Origin of the sequence: Candidatus Shikimatogenerans silvanidophilus (assembly GCF_018200315.1) — a bacterium.
Taxonomy (GTDB): domain Bacteria; phylum Bacteroidota; class Bacteroidia; order Flavobacteriales; family Blattabacteriaceae; genus Shikimatogenerans_A; species Shikimatogenerans_A silvanidophilus.
The window spans coordinates 17,989-35,658 of record NZ_JADFUB010000003.1 but is presented as its reverse complement, the minus strand read 5'-3'; the positions used below and the strand labels follow the sequence as shown (position 1 = coordinate 35,658).

The following is a 17,670-nucleotide window of genomic DNA, read 5'->3' as shown; positions in this document are numbered from 1 at the left end:
ATTAAATTATTTATTATAAATAATTAAATATATGTTTGTATAAACATGTAATTATAATGTAATTATATTATGTATAAATATGTTTATATTTATTTATAAAATAAATAAATATAAAATATCAAATATCAATTATAAATAATATTCATACAACAACATTCATATAAACATTCATAATAATACAAATAATACAACATTTAAATACATACATAATAATTATTTATTTAATGCATATGTATGTAAGTAATGTAAATTCATATGTATTATATATTAAAAAATGCATATGTATTATATATATTATAATAAAAATAATAAAAATATTATAAATATTATAAAAAAAATTCATTAAAAATTTTATTATGAAATTATTAAAATTATTAAATTTAAAAATATTTAAATTATTATTTATTTTTATTATTTATACAATATTTTTTAATACAAATAATAAAAATTATTTAAAATTTAATAATAAAGAAAATATTAAATATTATTTAAACAAAAAATTAAAAGAAAAAAATAAAATATATTATGAATATAACAATAATGTATCTTTTATAAATTTATCTGAAATAATTAAATTACTTCCAGAATATAAAATATTAGAAAAAAAAATATATAATATATATAAATTCTATGATATAGAATTTAAAAAAATTATTTTAAAAATAAAAAAAAAAATAAAAAAATATGAAGAAGAAATGCCATATAAATCACAAAAAATTAATAAAAATAGAGAAAGGGAAATTTTTATATTTAAAAAAAAAATTGAAAATTATAAAAAAAAAATTAATTATGATTTAATGAAAAAAAGAATATCATTAATGAATAAAATTTTTGAAAAAATAAATAATTATATAAAAAAAATTATTAAAAAATATCCTTATATAATAAGGGTATATGATTGTAGTAAAGATGAAAATATTTTATTTAATTTAGGTAAAGATTTAACAAATGATTTAAAAAAAGAATTAAAATTAATTTAATTATTATTTATTTATTTATTATTAATTTTTTTTGTGGTACCTCCCGGAATTGAACCGGGGACACACGGATTTTCAGTCCGTTGCTCTACCAACTGAGCTAAGGTACCATCATACATTTTATATATTATTAATTTTATTTATTTAATTTAAATAAATAATTTAAATAAATTATAATATTATTTATTTAATTATTTTATTATATATTATAATTATTTTATTATATATTATATATTCATTTTATATATATTATTTATATATTATTTTTTTAATAATTATAATATAAATTTATTTAATAAAAAATAATAATATTAATAATAAATAAATTATAATTATTAAAAATTAAAAATTAAAATATGATAATTTATTTTTTAATTTATTTTTTTATATTTTTAATAATATTTTCTTTTTTTTCTTCTTTTTTATTTAATGCTAAAATTATTTTTTTTTTACAAAAAAATAAAAAAAAAATTATAGGAAAAATTAAAAATAGTGAAATTTTACAAAAAGATTATAATTATTATTTAATAAATAAAAAAAATTTTAATTTATTTAAAAATAAAAATTTTATAAAAAAATTTATTTGGAATAAATTAATAAAGGAAAAATTATTAAGTAAAGAAATTAATTTAGGAATTGAAATTCCAAAAAATATTAATAAAAATATTATAAATAAAAAATATAAAAAATATTATAAAAATAAATTTTTAAATATTTATTATAAAATTATTAAAGAAAAAGAATTATTAAATAAAGAAAATTTTGATATAATTAAATATGGTTTATTTAATAATAAACATATAATAGAAAATTATAATTATTTTTATGAAAAAAATAATTATGTTAATTTTGATTACATTTCTTTATCTTTTGATAAAGAAAAAAAATTTTTTTTACAAAATTGGTTTTTACCTAAAAAAAAAAAAGAAAAATTAATATAATAAGAATAATTAATTATTATTCAAAAGAAGATGAAGAAAAAATAAAAAATTATTTATATTTTTTAATACCATTTTTTAAAAAAAATTTTTTTTTTAAAAAAAAAATTTATAATATAGAAAAATTTATTAAAAATAAAGAAGAAAATTTATTAAGTAATTTATATTCTGATTATTATACTATTAATAATATTTCAAAAAAAAAAAAAAATGTTAAAAAAGGGTTAATTATAGGTCCTAATAAATATAAAAATTTTTTTTTTTTAATAAAAATTAATAAATTATTATTAATACCAAAAAATGTAAAAATAAAACAAATTTTTTTTAAAAAAAAATTAAAATATAAAGCAAAAAAAATTTTTTTTAAAATTAAAAATAATAAACATAAATTTGAAAATTATTATTATTATAATGATAATAAAAAAGAAAAAAAATTTAATGAAAAAAATATTATTTTTTATAAACTTTTAAAAAAAAAAATAGGTGATATTTTTTTTTTAAAAAGTTTAAAAGGATATAGTATTATAAAATTAATTGATAAAAGTAAAAAATATAATAATTTTGTTAAAATTTCAACAATTTTTAAAAAAATTATTCCTTCTACAAAAACATTACATAAAGTACAAAAAAAAATTTTTAATTATGATATTAATAAAATATTAAAAAAATATCATAATCAAAATGTTTGTATAGAAATAAAAAATGATAAATTACCTATTTTGCCTTTTAAAAATGAAAAAAAATATAAAAAAAAAATAGAAAATTACATTTTTTCAAAAAAAATAAAAATAGGAGATAAAAAAATATTATTATTTAATAATAAAAATGAAAATAAAGAAATAATTTTATTATATTTAAAAAATATAAAAATATATAATAATAAAAAAATAATAAATCAATGGAATAGAAAATTATATGAAATTAAAAATTTTTATAAAAAAAAAGTTATACAATCTAATAATGATATAATAAAATTATCAAAAATATTAAATAAAAAAATTAAAATTTTAAATAAAAATAAAAATTTAAAATGTAATGACGAATTAACTGCAATATCATTTGGAATACCTATTAAAAAATTATCTAATCCAATAAAATATAAAAATAATTTTATTATATTAAAAATTAATAAAAGATATAATAAAAATATTAAAAATATTAATAAAATTAATAAAAAAATAAAATTATACTTTTCTAAAAAAGAATTTTTAAATTTTTTAATAAAAAAAAATATTAAAAATATAATATTTTTTAAAAATTAAAAAAATATTTTTTAAAAATTTTTATTAATTTTTTTTAAAAAATTTTCTTATATATATAATAAGAATGTTAATATCAGATGGAGATATTCCACTAATATTACTTGCTTGATAAATAGTTTTTGGTTTTTTAATAGATAATTTTTCTTTTGCTTCATTAGAAATAGAATTAATTTTTTTATAATCTATAAAATTAGGAATAATCATTTTATCTAAATTATGATATTTTTTAATATTATATTTTTCTTTTTTTATATAATATTTATATTTAAAATAAATTTCTATTTGTTCTAAAACTTCTTTTGATAATTTTTCTTTTATAATTTTTTTATCATAAATAATTTTTATAATATCTTTTATAAAAAAATTATTAGATATTAAATAACTAATTTTAATTTTTTTATTTTTTAATTTTTTATTAAATTTATTTTTTATTAACGATTTTATATCATCATAATTAATTTTTTCATCTTCTAAAATAGAAATATATTTTTTTATATTTAAAATTTTATTTTCTACTTTTTTCATTCTTTTATAAGAAACTAATCCTATTTTATAAGCAATAGGTGTTAATCTAATATCTGCATTATCTTGTCTAAGAATTAATCTATATTCTGCTCTTGAAGTAAACATTCTATATGGTTCTTCTGGACTTTTTGTTATTAAATCATTAATTAATACACCAATATAAGCTTCATTTCTTTTTAAAATTAATGGAGGTAAATTTTTTATTTTTAAATAACAATTAATACCAGCTATTAATCCTTGTGCTGCAGCTTCTTCATATCCAGTAGTTCCATTAATTTGTCCTGAAAAAAATAAATTTTTTATATTTTTTGATTCTAAATTATGATTTAATTGATAAGTAGGAAAATAATCATATTCTATAGCATAACCAAATCTCATAATTTTAACTTTTTCAAATCCATTAATTAATTTTAAAGCTTTATATTGAATATTTTCTGGTAATGAAGTTGAAAATCCATTAATATATGTTTCTATAGTATCAATACCTTCTGGTTCTACAAAAATTTGATGTTTTTCTTTATCATAAAATCTTAAAATTTTTTCTTCTATAGATGGACAATACTTTGGTCCATTGTTTGTAATATCTCCAATAAAAAGTGGTGATTTATCTAAATTTTTATTTATTAAATTATTAACTTTTTTATTTGTGTATGTTATATAACACGGTTTATCATTATTTAAAATTTTAGTTTTTGAAAAAGAAAATTTTTTAGGATTTTTATCACCAATTTGTTTAACCATTTTTGAAAAATCTAAAGATCTTTTATCTACTCTTGGAGAAGTTCCTGTTTTCATTCTTCCTGATACAAATCCTAAAGAATTTAATTGTTCAGTTATTCCAGTAGAATTATTTTCAGAAATTCTTCCACCAAAAATTTTTTTTTTCCCTATATGAATTATACCATTTAAAAAAGTACCTGTAGTTAAAACTACTATATTAGAATAAATTGTAATTCCTAAAAAAGTTTTAACTCCTATAACTTTATTTTTTTTTATAATTAAAGACTTAACTGTATCTTGATATAAAGATAAATTATTAATTGATTCTAATATTTTTCTCCATTTATTTGAAAAAATTTTTCTATCACATTGAGCTCTAGGACTCCACATAGCAGGACCTTTAGATTTATTTAACATTCTAAATTGAATTGTTGATTCATCTGTTACTATTCCAGAAAAACCTCCTAAAGCATCAATTTCTCTAATTATTTGTCCTTTAGCAATTCCACCCATAGCTGGATTACAAGACATTTGTCCTATATTCTGTAAATTCATAGTAATTAATAATACTTTTAATCCTAAATTAGCTGAAGATGAAGAACATTCTATTCCTGCATGTCCACCTCCAACAACTATAACATCATATTTATTAAACATATTATTTAATAATACTTACTTTGTTTTAAAAATAAACTTATATAAAAATTTTCTTTATATAACATATTTATTTTTTGTTCTAAATTATTATCTTTGTAATTAAAAAAGTGTAAAATTGGATGAACTAAAATTCTTAAAAATTCAATTAAAAATTTTTGATTATAATTTTTTGAATTTTCCTTAACTTGATCGATATTTATAAAAATATCACCATTTATTTTTTTGTTATTATTATAATTAAAAGCAATTACATCTGTATAATTTTTATAATAAAATTTTTTATTAAATTTTAAAATTTTTTTTAAAAAAATATCATTACAAAATATATAATTAATTTCTCCTAATAAATAATTTTCTAAAAAAAAAACATTATTAATCCATTTTTCTATATAAAACTTTCTTTTTTTTTTAATAAAAAAATGTATTTCATAAAAAAAATTAATTTTATTTTTATTCATATTATATTATTATAATTATTATGTTATATATAGTACCAACACCTATAGGAAATCTTGAAGACATAACCATTAGAGCTATTAAAATTTTAAAAAAATCTAATTTAATACTTGTAGAAAATATATATAAATCTAAAATTTTATTAAATCATTATAATATAAAATCTAAAATAAAAAAATATAATATTTATAATGAACATAAAATTTTAATAAAAATAATTTTTTTTTTAAAATTAGGAAAAATTGTTTCTTTGATCACTGATGCAGGAACACCATTAATTTCAGATCCTGGATTTTTATTAGTAAGAGAATGTATTAAAAATAATATTTATATTGAATGTTTACCAGGACCAACTGCTTTCATACCAGCATTAATTCAATCTGGATTTCCAATTAATAAATTTTTTTTCTTAGGTTTTATTTCTAAAAAAAAAAAAGAAATAAAAAATATTATAAAAAATAATTATACTATAGTTTTTTATGAATCTCCACATAGATTATTGAATACATTAAAAATTTTAAAAAAATTTTTAAAATATAATAGAAAAATAGTTATTTGTAAAGAACTTACTAAAAAATTTCAAGAAATATTTAGAGGAAATATTAAAGAAATATTAATTTTTATAAAAAAAAAAAAAATAAAAGGAGAATTTGTAATTATTATAATATAAAAAAAAAAATTTAAAATGATTAAATGGGTATTTAAAAATCAACAAAAAAATATTAAAATAAAATATTTAAAAAAAATTTTAAATATTAATTCTAAATTATCTATTTTACTTTTACAAAGAAAAATAAATTCTTATAAAAAAGCAAAAGATTTTTTTTGTCCTAATATAAAAAAATTATATAATCCTTTTTTAATGAAAGATATGAATATTGCAGTAAAATATATTCTTTTTTTTATTAAAAAAAAAAAAAAAATTCTTTTATATGGAGATTATGATGTAGATGGAATTACTTCAGTATCTATGTTTTATTTATTTATAAAAAAAGAATTAAAATATGATAATATTTATTATTATATACCAAATAGAAAAAATGAAGGATATGGTTTATCATATAAAGGAATTGATTTTGCTAAATCAATTAACATTTCATTAATTATAACATTAGATTGTGGATCAAAAGATAAATTAAAAATAGATTATGCAAAAAAAAAAGGAATAAAAATTATTATTTGCGATCATCATATTATAGAAAAAAATATAAATAATTCAATAGCTTTTTTAAATCCAAAAAGATTAGATTGTAAATATCCATTTAAATATTTAAGCGGATGTGGTGTAACTTTTAAATATATTCATGGTATATCTAAAATACTTAAAATAGAAAAAAAAATATATAAATATCTTCATTTTGTAACAATAAGTATAGCATCAGATGTTGTTCCATTAATAAATGAAAATAGAATTATATCATTTTATGGACTAAAAAATATTAATGAAAATTATAATAATAAAATTTTTGATTTATTAAATAAAAAAAAATATATATCAATTTCTGATATTATTTTTCAAATATCACCAAAACTTAATTCAACTGGAAGAATAGAAAATGCTAAAATTTCTGTAGATTTTTTTATTAAGAAAAAAAATAAAAATATTTTAAATAAAATAAATAAAATAAATATAAAAAGAAAAAAAATTAATGAAAAAATTTTAAAAGAATCTATTTATTTTATTAATAAATATGAAAAAAATAAATCTAAAATAATTATTTTATTTAAAAAAGATTGGGAAATAGGAGTTTTAGGCATAGTTGCATCAAAAATAGTAGAAATATATTATAAACCTACTATTATTTTTACAAATAATAATAATGATAAAAATTTATTTATAGCTTCAGGAAGATCTATTAAAGAATTTAATATTTATAAAGAAGTAAAAAAATGTAGTAATTTTTTACATTCATTTGGAGGACATAATTATGCTATAGGATTAACATTAAAAAAAAAAAATTTTATTATTTTCAAAAAAAAAAATTAAAAAATTAGCAAAAAAAAAAATTAAAAAAAAATATTATCCTAAATTTATAATAGATGTAGAAATTAATTTTTCTGATATTAATTTAAAATTTTTAAAAATTTTAAACCGTTTTGAACCTTTTGGAAAAGAAAATAAAAAACCTATTTTTTTATCAAAAAAAGTTTTTCATAATGGATTTTATAAAAAAATAGGAAAAAATAAATCACATTTAATGTTAAAATTTTTTCAAGAAAATTATAATAATGGTATTATTTCTTTTTTTTTTAATATTTCTTTAGAAAATTATAATAATATAAAAAATTATAAATACTATAATATAATATATAACATAGATTATTTTTTTAATAAAAATTATTTTTCAATTAATATATTGGATATTAAAAATATATTATAATATATATAAAAATATAAATAATAAATGTATTAAAATTTACATTATAATTTTTTAATTTATTTATCTATCATAAAAATAATAATTTAAATAATTTAAATATTTACATTTTTTTAATTTTTTTAAAAATGAAGCACCGAGCGGATTTGAACCGCTGTAAAAGGTTTTGCAGACCTATGCCTAAACCACTCGGCCACGGTGCTTATTTTATATCGCTCCCCAGGCTGGATTCGAACCAGCGACATTCTGATTAACAGTCAGATGCTCTAACCAACTGAGCTACTGAGGATATTTTTTATTAAAATAAATATATTTATGAATTATAAATATATTTTTAAATTATATTTTTAAGTTATATAATAATAAAAAAAATAAAAATATAATTTAAAAATATAATTTACATGTTATTGTTATAATACGTTATATACATTATAAATTAATCATTATATATAAATTAACAAATTAATAAAAATAAAAAAATATTTTTTATTATTAATAAAAATATTTTTTTAATATAAATTTTTAATTTTTTTAATTCTATTTTCATGTCTTCCTCCTTCAAATTTTTCTTCTAAAAAAATATTTATTATATTTAATACTTCATTTTTTTTTAAAAATCTTGATGGTATACTAATTATATTAGCATTATTATGTTTTTTAGCTAAAATAGCTATTGATTCATTCCATAATATTGCTGCACGAATATTTATATATTTATTTGCTGTTATTGCAGCACCATTTCCTGTACCACAAAAAATAATTCCTAAATAATTATCATTTTTTTTATTATTAATATAAGAAGCAGTAGGATGAATATAATCTGTATAATCTACTTTTTTTTCAGAAAAACTTCCAAAATCTATAATATTATAATTTTTATAAAATTTTTTTTTAATAAATTCTTTATAAATATATCCTGCATGATCTGAACCAAACGCTATAAATTTAATTTTATTCATAATAAAATAAAAAATATTTATTTTAATAAAATAAATAATGTTTTAAATATTTAATATTTTAAAAATAATATTTAATATAATTTTATATTTTATTCAATATATTAAATTATATATATTTATTTTAATAAAAAATATTTATTTTATTATATAATATAAATAATTATATATATATAATATATATAATATATATATAAATATATATATTATAAATATATATATAATATATATATATAATATATATATATAATATATATAATATATATAATATATATAATATATATAATTTTTTATTTATTATATAATGAATAAAATTAAAACATTAGATTATTATAATTTTTTTAATCTAACTACGTTATTAAGAGTAGATTTTAATGTTCCAGTAGATAAAAATTTTAAAATTACTGATAATACTAGAATTATTTCTATAATACCAACAATTAATAAAATATTAAATGATGGAGGAAAAATAGTATTAATTTCTCATTTTGGTAGACCTAAATATAAATTAGAAAAAAAATATTCTTTTAAGAATATAATATCAGAAATTATTTTTTTTTTAAAAAAAAAAATAATCTTCATAGAAGATTGTATAGGATATAAGGTAGAAAATATAGTTAATAATTTAAAAAATGGAGAAATAGTTTTATTAGAAAATTTAAGATTTTATAAAGAAGAACAAAATGGAGATATAAATTTTTGTAAAAAATTATTTAAAATAGGAGATATATATGTTAATGAGGCTTTTTCAGCTTCTCATAGAAAACATTCTTCTACATTTTATTTACCAAAATTATTTAAAAAAAAATGTATTGGATATTTATTTGAAAAAGAAATAAATGGAATTAATAATATATTAAAAAATGGAAAAAAACCTTTAATATCAATTATTGGTGGTGCTAAAGTTTCTACAAAAATTTCTGTAATAGAAAATATAATTAATATTATGGATTATATTTTAATAGGAGGAGGTATGGCATATACTTTTATAAAATATAATGGAGGAAATATTGGATCTTCTTTATTAGAAAAAAATCAATTTTTAAATATAAAAAAAATTTTTAAAAAATTAAAAAATAGTAAAACAAAAATAATTTTTCCAAAAGATGTAGTTGCCTCAAAAGAATTTTCTGATAATGGTAAAAAAAAAATTTATGATATAAATAATATAAAAAAAAATTGGCAAGGTTTAGATATAGGTCCTAAAACAATTGATATTTTTTCAAAATATATACTTTTATCTAAAACTATTTTATGGAATGGACCTCTTGGAGTTTTTGAATTATCATCTTTTTCTAAAGGAACTTTTTCTATAGCAAAAGTAATAGCAAAAGCAACAAAAAATGGAGCTTTTTCTTTAATTGGAGGTGGTGATTCTATTTCTGCTATTAAAAAAATTAAATATGAAAAAAAATTTAGTTTTATTTCAACTGGTGGAGGAGCTATGTTAGAAATGTTAGAAGGAAAAAATTTAATATGTATTAATTCTATAATTAATTAATATATAAAAAATAAATTAATATATAATATATAAAATAAAATTAATTAATAAATTAATAATTTTTTTATTAATTAATTTAAATTTAAATTAATTAATAAAAAAAACATATTTAAAACTATGGAATATAAACTTCCTAATCTTAATTATTCTTATGATTATTTAGAACCATATATTGATTCTAAAACAATGGAAATACATCATACTAAACATCATAAAACGTATATTGATAATTTAAATAAAGCTATAAAATCAAATTTAAATTTATCAAATAAATCACTTGAAGAAATTTTAAAATTATCAAAACAAGATATTTTTATAAAAAATAATGCTGGAGGAGTATATAATCATAATTTTTTTTGGAATATTCTAGGAAAGAATTATAAAATAAATGATATTAGTTTTTTTATAAAAGATATAAATAAATATTTTGGATCATTTGAAAATTTTAAAAAAAATTTTACAAAAGTATCTTTAAACCATTTCGGTTCAGGATGGATATGGTTATGTATTTCTAAAAATAATGAATTAATTATAGGTTCTACTCCTAATCAAGATAATCCTTTAATGCCAGATTCTAATATACAAGGAATTCCAATATTAGGATTAGATGTTTGGGAACACGCATATTATTTAAAATATCAAAATAGAAGAATAGAATATATTAAATCTTTTTGGAATATAATAAATTGGAAATATGTAGAAAATTTATATAATAAAAATAAAAAATAATTTTTTAATAAATATTTTTTAAAATATTTAATAAATATTTTTTAACATATATTTAATTATTATTTATTATTAAAATTTAATTATTACAATAATAATAATAATAATAATAATAATACTAATAATAATAATAATAAAAATAATAAATAATAATTTATTATAAAATTTATTATTTTATTATATATATTTTATTATATATATATTTTTTATTATATATTTATTAAATATATATTTTATCATATATATTATATATTATTATATATATTTATATATTTTATATTATATGGGGCTGTTTTGGTATTGACAGTAAATAATGTATAATACAAAGCATGTCGTGTTATATAAGGAAACACGTTAATCTATACTTATAAAAAATACAAGGCGAAAAAAGTAAAATCGCTCTTGCTAAACCTACTGAAAAGAAAGTTTATAAACATGTTTCTAAACCTGTTTATGCTTATTCTTATGCATAGGTTTGTAGCTTATATAAATTAATAAGCTTTATTTCTATATATAATAGAAAAGCAAGATATTTCCTTATTATAAATTTTCTTACTGTTTATAAGGAAATACAAATTTAAAAGTAAGAAAATATATAATTTGAGTTCTCTATCAAATTATATTTATTTTTTTTAGAGAATAGATTATGAAAAAAAGCTAATTCTTTTTTCATAATTAAATTTGTTTTAGAATTAGATAAACATGTAGAAAAATTATATTTTTGTTTATTTGGACACGGGTTCGAATCCCGTCAGCTCCACAAAAATACACACAATATTATCACAATATTATTTTATATATATTTATTTATTTATAAAATTTATATTTTATAAATTATGAATTATAAAAAATATATAAGATTTAAAAAAATCTATTTTATAAAAAAAAAATCAATAAAAAATAAATATGCTATAATTACAAATTTATTTTTGTTTTTTAAAAAAAAAGAAAATAAATTTTATTTAATAATTCCTAAAAAAAATATTAAAAAATCTTATTTAAGGAATAAAATTAAAAGAATGATAAAAAATTCTTTTTTTATAAAAAAGAAGTATAAAAAAAATTTTTTTTTAAAAAATTTAGTTTTATTAATTATTTATAAAATGAAAAAAATAGTTATATATAAAAAAATTGATAAAGATATTGAAAAAATTTTAGAATATATTTATTATATTTATTTTTTTAATAAATAATAAATAATTAATAATTAATATATTATGTATATAATTATGATTTATTAAACATAATAATTATTATTTAATAATAATAATTATTATTTAATAATAATTTAATAATATTAATTAAGAATAATTTTATTGAAAAAGTTAATAATATAATTCCAAAAAATTTTCTTATAATTAAGAAAAAATTTTTTCCCAATTTTTGATAAATTGTTTCAGTTTTTTCTATAATATAATATATAAAAATAATATTTAAAATAAGAGAAGATATTATAATAATAATAGGATATTTTAATTTTAAATTAGATAAAGTAATTAAAGTACCTGGTCCTGATATTAATGGAAATGAAATTGGAATAATAGATGGATTATTATAATAATTATTATTTTTTTCTAAATTATGTAATATTTTTTTTCCTAATAACATTTTTATTGAAAAATAAAATAAAATTATTGATCCAGATAATGAAAAATAATATGTATTTATTTCAAATAATTCTAATAATTTATCACCTAAAATAAAATAAATAAAAAAAATACTACAAGATGTTATTAAAATTTGATTTGAATAAATTTTATATCCATTAGATATAAAATTAATTATTATAGGAATATTACATAATATATTTATTACACTAAATAAAATAAAAAAACTTTTTAAAAAATAAATTATATTTATCATATTTTTATTATTTATTATTTATTTTTATCTATGTTTAGAATATTCAAAAATGCTGATTTAGGTATTTCTACTTTTCCAAATAATTTCATTTTTTTTTTTCCTTTTTTTTGTTTTTCTAATAATTTTCTTTTTCTAGAAATATCACCTCCATAACATTTAGATGTTACATTTTTTCTTAAAGATTTTATAGTTTCTCTTGATATAATTTTATTATCAATAGATGCTTGTATATTAATATCAAATTGTTGTTTAGGAATTAATTTTAATAAATTTTTACAAATTATTTTGCTTAATTTAATAGAATTTTTTTTATTAGTTAAAATAGATAATGTATCTACTTTTTTATTATTTACTATAATAGTAATTTTTTTTAAATTACAAACTTTATATTCTTTAAAAATATATCTTAAAGAAGCATATCCTTTAGATATTGTTTTTAATTTATCATAAAAATCAAATATTATTTCTGATAAAGGAATATAAAAAATTAATTCAACTCTATTTAATGTTAAAAATTTTTGATTTTTTATTTTACCTCTTTTTTCTATACATAAATTAATTATTTTACCAATAAATTGTGAAAAAGTCACTATAAATAATTTAACATATGGTTCTTCTATTTTTTTTATTAAATAATATTCAGGAAATTCATAAGGATTATTTATTAATTTATATAGTTTATTTTTTTTAAAAAAAACTTTATAAGAAACATTAGGAATAGTTGATATTAAAGATAAATTATATTCTCTTTCTAATCTTTCTTTAATAATTTCCATATGTAACATTCCTAAAAAACCACATCTAAAACCAAAACCTAGTACAGAAGAAGCTTCTGGTTTAAATAAAAAAGAAAAATCATTTAATTTTAATTTTTTTATAGAAGATTTTAATTTTTCATAATCTTTAGTATCATATGGATATATTCCAGAAAAAACCATATGTTGTATTTTTTTAAATAAATATTCATAATTTATTTTATTTATAGATGTATCTACTATAAAATCTCCAATTTTAATATCATCAGTATTTTTTATACCAGAAATTAAATATCCAATATCTCCTGTTTTAATAATTTTTTTTTTCTGTCTTTTTAAAAATAATTTTCCAACTTCTTCAACTTTAATTATTTTATTTGTAGAAAATAATTTAACTTTTTGATTTTCTTTAATTGATCCATTTATAACACGAAAAAGAAATTCTATTCCTCTATATTTATTATAAACAGAATCAAATATAATTGCTTGAAAAGGTTTTTTTTTTTCTCCATTAGGAGATGGTATTTTTAATATTATTTCTTCTAATATTTTTTTTATTCCTATTTTTTTTTTTGCGCTAGAAAAAATAATATCTTCTTTAGAACATTTAATTAATTTTATTACATCATCAATTATTGATTCATAATATTTTTTATCTAATAAATCAATTTTATTTAAAATAGGAATTATAGTTAATTTTTTATCTAAAGCTATAAGTAAATTTGATATTGTTTGTGATTGTATTCCTTTAGTAACATCTATTACAAGTAAAGCACCTTCACAAGAAGAAATTGATTTATAAACTTCATAATAAAAATCAACATGTCCTGGAGTATCAATTAAATTTAGAATATATTTTTCTCCTTTATAAATATAATTCATTTGTACAGCTCTACTTTTTATAGTAATCCCTCTTTCTCTTTCAATATCCATATCATCTAATAATTGATTTATTTTTATTTTATTTATTGATTTTGTTTCTTCTAAAATACAATCTGCTAAAGTACTTTTTCCATGATCTATATGTGCTATAATACAAAAATTTCTAATATTTTTCATATTTTTTTATAAAAAAAAATTTTTTTAAATTAAAAATTTAAAAAATTTAATTTTATTAAATTATAAAATTATTAAAAAATATAAAATTATTAAAATTTATTAAATTAAAATATTTATTATTTTTTTTTCTTTTATAATTAAAATTTTTTTTATTTTTTTATTATTTAATAAAATATTAATTTTTTTATTTTTTAAAATTTTTTTTTCAATATTTTTTTCGTTTTTATTTAAATAAATTTTTAATTTTATTTTATTATTTATCATAATATAATATTTAACATTATTAGAAATAATATATTTTTTTTTAAAAATAGGAAATTTTGAATTAAAAATCGATTTATTTTCTCCAATTTTATTCCATATAAATTCAGAAAAATTTGGAGCAAAAGGAGCAAAAATAATTAATAATTTTTTTAAAATTGATTTTTTATTACAATTAATTTTAATAAGTTTTTTTAAAGTAATCATAAATAATGATATAGAAGTATTAAATTCAAAATTTTTTATATTTTTTTCTATTTTTAGTATTGTATAATGTAAAATTTTTAATTCTTCTTTATTAGGTTTTTTATTACTTATATAAAATTTTCCTTTTGAATAAAATAAATTCCAAAATTTTTTTAAAAATTGATATGTTCCAACTATTCCTTTATTATCCCATATTTTATTTTGATTTAAAGGACCTAAAAACATTTCATATAAACGAAAAGAATCTACTCCAAATTTTTTTATAATTTTATCTGGATTAATTGTGTTATATTTAGATTTTGACATTTTTTCTATTTTTATTTTAGCAATAAATTTTCCTTTATTTAAAATGAAATTATTATTTTTAAAATCTTTTCTCCATTTTTTTAATTTATATAAATCTATTTCACAATTATTATTTTCAATATTATTTTCATCAAAATTATTGTTTTTTTTTAATAATTTGTTACTTATATAAATATTTTGTATATCATTTTTTTTTTTAATTAAATCATATGAAATAAAATTATTAGTTTTATTAATTTTACTTATTATAACTGATTTACCTAAAATTAATCCTTGATTAATAATTTTATTAAATGGTTCTATAGTAGAAACTATTCCAATATCGTTAAGAAATTTATGAAAAAATCTAGAATAAATTAGATGTCCAGTTGCATGTTCAATACCTCCAATATATAAATCTACATTTTTCCAATATTTTTCTTTTTTAGCAGAAACAATTTTTTTATAATTTTTTGAATCCATATATCGCAAATAATACCAACTAGATGCTGCCCAACTTGGCATAGTATCTGTTTCAATAGGAAAAGTATGTAAATTATCTATTTTTTTTTTATTAACTATTTTTTTTTTTTTTATATTCCATGCCCAATTTTTTTCTTTTTTTAGAGGTGATTCGCCATTATTATTAAATAATTTATATTTAATATCAGGAAGAATTAATGGAAGATTATTTATTGTTTTAGGAATATTATTTTTATAATAATAAATTGGAATAGGTTCTCCCCAATAACGTTGTCTAGAAAAAACAGCATCTTTTAATTTATAATTAATTTTTTTTATTCCTATTTTTTTTTTTTTAATTATATAATTAATTTTTTCTATTGCTTTTTTTTTATTTAAATTATTTAAAAAATATGAATTAATAAAAATTTTTTTTTTATTTAAAATTTTAATAATTGGTAAATTAAATTTCTTAGCAAAATTATAATCAATTTTATTAATATTAGGTACTCCCATTATACTATAACTTCCATATTCCATTACATAATTAGTTATATAAATTGGAATTTCTTTTTTTGTAAATGGATGAATTGCATATATTTTTGTAAAATAACCTATTAAATTAGAATCTTTATTAAGATAAGATTTTTCTATTTTTTTTATATAATATTTTATTTTTTTTCTTTTAATAAAGTTAACTAAATTATGTTCTGTAGAAATAGCTATAAAACTAATTCCAAAAATATTTTCTGGTTCTTTTGTAAAAATATTTATATTTGAAATATTAATTTTATTTTTAATTTTAAAAATTAATTCTACTCCTTTAGATTTTCCAATCCAATTATTTTGTATATTTTTTAAATTTTTTGTACAATTTATTTTTTTTATATCTTTCAAAAGACGTTCAGAATAATCAGTTATTCTAATACTCCATTGTTTCATTTTTTTTTTATATACTGGAAAACCTCCTCTTTCACTTCTTCCATTTTTAACTTCATCATTTGCAAGAACAGTAGATAATTCTGGACACCAATTTACTTTTCTTTCAGAAATAAAAGCTAATCTATAATTTTGTAATATATTTTCTTTTTTTTTATTTGAAAATTTTTTCCATTCTTTATTAGAAAATAAAGATTGTTTTCTATTATTAAATAAAAAAATATTTATATTTCCCTCTTTATTAAATATTTTAATTAAATCATTAATTGATCTAGTTTTTTTTTTTTTATTATCATACCATGAATTAAAAAGTTTTATAAAAATCCATTGAGTCCATTTATAATAAGATGGATCACTAGTTATAATTTCTCTTTCCCAATTAAAAAATAATCCTATATTTTTTAATTGTTTTTTATAATTTTTAATATTAATATTTGTAATTAATTTTGGGTGTTTTTTAATTTGAAATGCATATTGTTCAGTTGGTAATCCAAAAGAATCAAAACCAATAGGATGAAGTACGTTATATCCTTTTAATATTTTATATTTTGTATAAATATCAGATGCTATATACCCAATAGTATGACCAATATGTAATCCATCTCCAGAAGGATAAGGAAACATATCTAAAATATAAATTTTAGATTTTTTTTTTTTATTAAAAAAATTACTTATTTTCCATTTTTTTTTTGAAAAATTTTCTATTTTTTTAAAATTATATTTTAACATTTAAAAAAATATAT

General features: G+C 14.6%; 15 protein-coding genes, 3 tRNA genes and 1 other RNA gene. 10 read left to right on the top strand and 9 right to left on the bottom strand.

The genetic code is table 11. The features are described from left to right. Window positions 1-356: 356 nt before the first annotated feature. A complete protein-coding gene (locus tag KHQ18_RS00805) occupies window positions 357-980 on the top strand; it encodes an OmpH family outer membrane protein (RefSeq protein WP_212113249.1) in 624 nt (207 codons plus the stop codon). A 34-nt stretch (window positions 981-1,014) separates the two neighbouring features. On the opposite strand, the gene KHQ18_RS00800 is transcribed toward KHQ18_RS00805, so the two are convergent. After that, window positions 1,015-1,087 (bottom strand) — tRNA-Phe (locus KHQ18_RS00800). Window positions 1,088-1,333: 246 nt separating this feature from the next. On the opposite strand from KHQ18_RS00800, the gene KHQ18_RS00795 reads away from it, so the two are divergent. Both KHQ18_RS00795 and KHQ18_RS00790 read left to right on the top strand, forming a co-directional pair. Further along, a complete protein-coding gene (locus tag KHQ18_RS00795) occupies window positions 1,334-1,918 on the top strand; it encodes a SurA N-terminal domain-containing protein (RefSeq protein ID WP_212113248.1) in 585 nt (194 codons plus the stop codon). A 716-nt stretch (window positions 1,919-2,634) separates the two neighbouring features. Further along, entirely contained in the window at window positions 2,635-3,177 is a 543-nt protein-coding gene (locus KHQ18_RS00790; RefSeq protein ID WP_212113247.1) for a hypothetical protein, read from the top strand. Window positions 3,178-3,201: 24 nt separating this feature from the next. Here the strand turns inward: KHQ18_RS00790 and mnmG are convergent, their stop codons facing one another. Together mnmG and ybeY are read right to left on the bottom strand one after the other, a co-directional pair. After that, the gene (gene mnmG / locus KHQ18_RS00785; protein WP_212113246.1) at window positions 3,202-5,079 is read right to left on the bottom strand and encodes a tRNA uridine-5-carboxymethylaminomethyl(34) synthesis enzyme MnmG; all 1,878 of its coding nucleotides are present in this window, start codon (window positions 5,077-5,079) and stop codon (window positions 3,202-3,204) included. A 5-nt stretch (window positions 5,080-5,084) separates the two neighbouring features. Beyond that, window positions 5,085-5,537 carry an rRNA maturation RNase YbeY gene (gene ybeY, locus KHQ18_RS00780; RefSeq protein ID WP_212113245.1) on the bottom strand — a complete coding sequence of 151 codons (453 nt, stop codon included), beginning with the start codon at window positions 5,535-5,537 and terminating at the stop codon, window positions 5,085-5,087. Between the two features lie 20 nt (window positions 5,538-5,557). On the opposite strand from ybeY, the gene rsmI reads away from it, so the two are divergent. The 3 genes from rsmI to KHQ18_RS00765 are packed head-to-tail and all read left to right on the top strand — an operon-like array spanning window position 5,558 to window position 7,916. Continuing rightward, entirely contained in the window at window positions 5,558-6,205 is a 648-nt protein-coding gene (gene rsmI, locus KHQ18_RS00775; protein WP_212113244.1) for a 16S rRNA (cytidine(1402)-2'-O)-methyltransferase, read from the top strand. 15 nt (window positions 6,206-6,220) lie between these two features. Further along, window positions 6,221-7,522, top strand: a complete 1,302-nt coding sequence (locus KHQ18_RS00770; RefSeq protein ID WP_212113243.1) for a single-stranded-DNA-specific exonuclease RecJ — start codon at window positions 6,221-6,223, stop codon at window positions 7,520-7,522. Next, a complete protein-coding gene (locus KHQ18_RS00765) occupies window positions 7,494-7,916 on the top strand; it encodes a hypothetical protein (protein ID WP_212113253.1) in 423 nt (140 codons plus the stop codon). Before KHQ18_RS00770 ends, KHQ18_RS00765 begins: the two co-directional genes overlap by 29 nt. 128 nt (window positions 7,917-8,044) lie before the next feature. On the opposite strand, the gene KHQ18_RS00760 is transcribed toward KHQ18_RS00765, so the two are convergent. The 3 genes from KHQ18_RS00760 to KHQ18_RS00750 form a co-directional block, all read right to left on the bottom strand. After that, window positions 8,045-8,116 (bottom strand) — tRNA-Cys (locus KHQ18_RS00760). Window positions 8,117-8,128: 12 nt separating this feature from the next. Then, window positions 8,129-8,202 (bottom strand) — tRNA-Asn (locus KHQ18_RS00755). Window positions 8,203-8,422: 220 nt separating this feature from the next. Beyond that, entirely contained in the window at window positions 8,423-8,872 is a 450-nt protein-coding gene (locus KHQ18_RS00750; protein WP_212113242.1) for an RpiB/LacA/LacB family sugar-phosphate isomerase, read from the bottom strand. 310 nt (window positions 8,873-9,182) lie between these two features. Here KHQ18_RS00750 and KHQ18_RS00745 point away from each other — a divergent pair, with 310 nt between their 5' ends. The 4 genes from KHQ18_RS00745 to KHQ18_RS00730 all read left to right on the top strand — a co-directional run bounded on the left by KHQ18_RS00745 (window position 9,183) and on the right by KHQ18_RS00730 (window position 12,289). Then, on the top strand, window positions 9,183-10,370 hold the full coding sequence (locus tag KHQ18_RS00745) for a phosphoglycerate kinase (protein ID WP_212113252.1): 1,188 nt from the start codon (window positions 9,183-9,185) through the stop codon (window positions 10,368-10,370). A gap of 117 nt (window positions 10,371-10,487) precedes the next feature. After that, complete coding sequence (locus KHQ18_RS00740; protein WP_212113241.1) at window positions 10,488-11,099, top strand: superoxide dismutase; 612 nt, start codon at window positions 10,488-10,490, stop codon at window positions 11,097-11,099. Between the two features lie 282 nt (window positions 11,100-11,381). Then, window positions 11,382-11,859: a transfer-messenger RNA gene (gene ssrA / locus KHQ18_RS00735) on the top strand. 73 nt (window positions 11,860-11,932) lie between these two features. Beyond that, window positions 11,933-12,289 (top strand): ribonuclease P protein component, encoded by a 357-nt coding sequence (locus KHQ18_RS00730; protein WP_212113240.1) that lies wholly within the window; start codon window positions 11,933-11,935, stop codon window positions 12,287-12,289. 64 nt (window positions 12,290-12,353) lie between these two features. Here KHQ18_RS00730 and KHQ18_RS00725 read toward each other — a convergent pair whose 3' ends face one another. From KHQ18_RS00725 to leuS, 3 genes are all read right to left on the bottom strand, one after another. Beyond that, entirely contained in the window at window positions 12,354-12,959 is a 606-nt protein-coding gene (locus KHQ18_RS00725; protein ID WP_212113239.1) for a MarC family protein, read from the bottom strand. 14 nt (window positions 12,960-12,973) lie between these two features. Next, complete coding sequence (lepA, locus tag KHQ18_RS00720) at window positions 12,974-14,773, bottom strand: translation elongation factor 4 (protein ID WP_212113238.1); 1,800 nt, start codon at window positions 14,771-14,773, stop codon at window positions 12,974-12,976. 99 nt (window positions 14,774-14,872) lie between these two features. Then, window positions 14,873-17,656, bottom strand: a complete 2,784-nt coding sequence (leuS, locus tag KHQ18_RS00715; protein ID WP_212113237.1) for a leucine--tRNA ligase — start codon at window positions 17,654-17,656, stop codon at window positions 14,873-14,875. Window positions 17,657-17,670 lie beyond the last annotated feature (14 nt).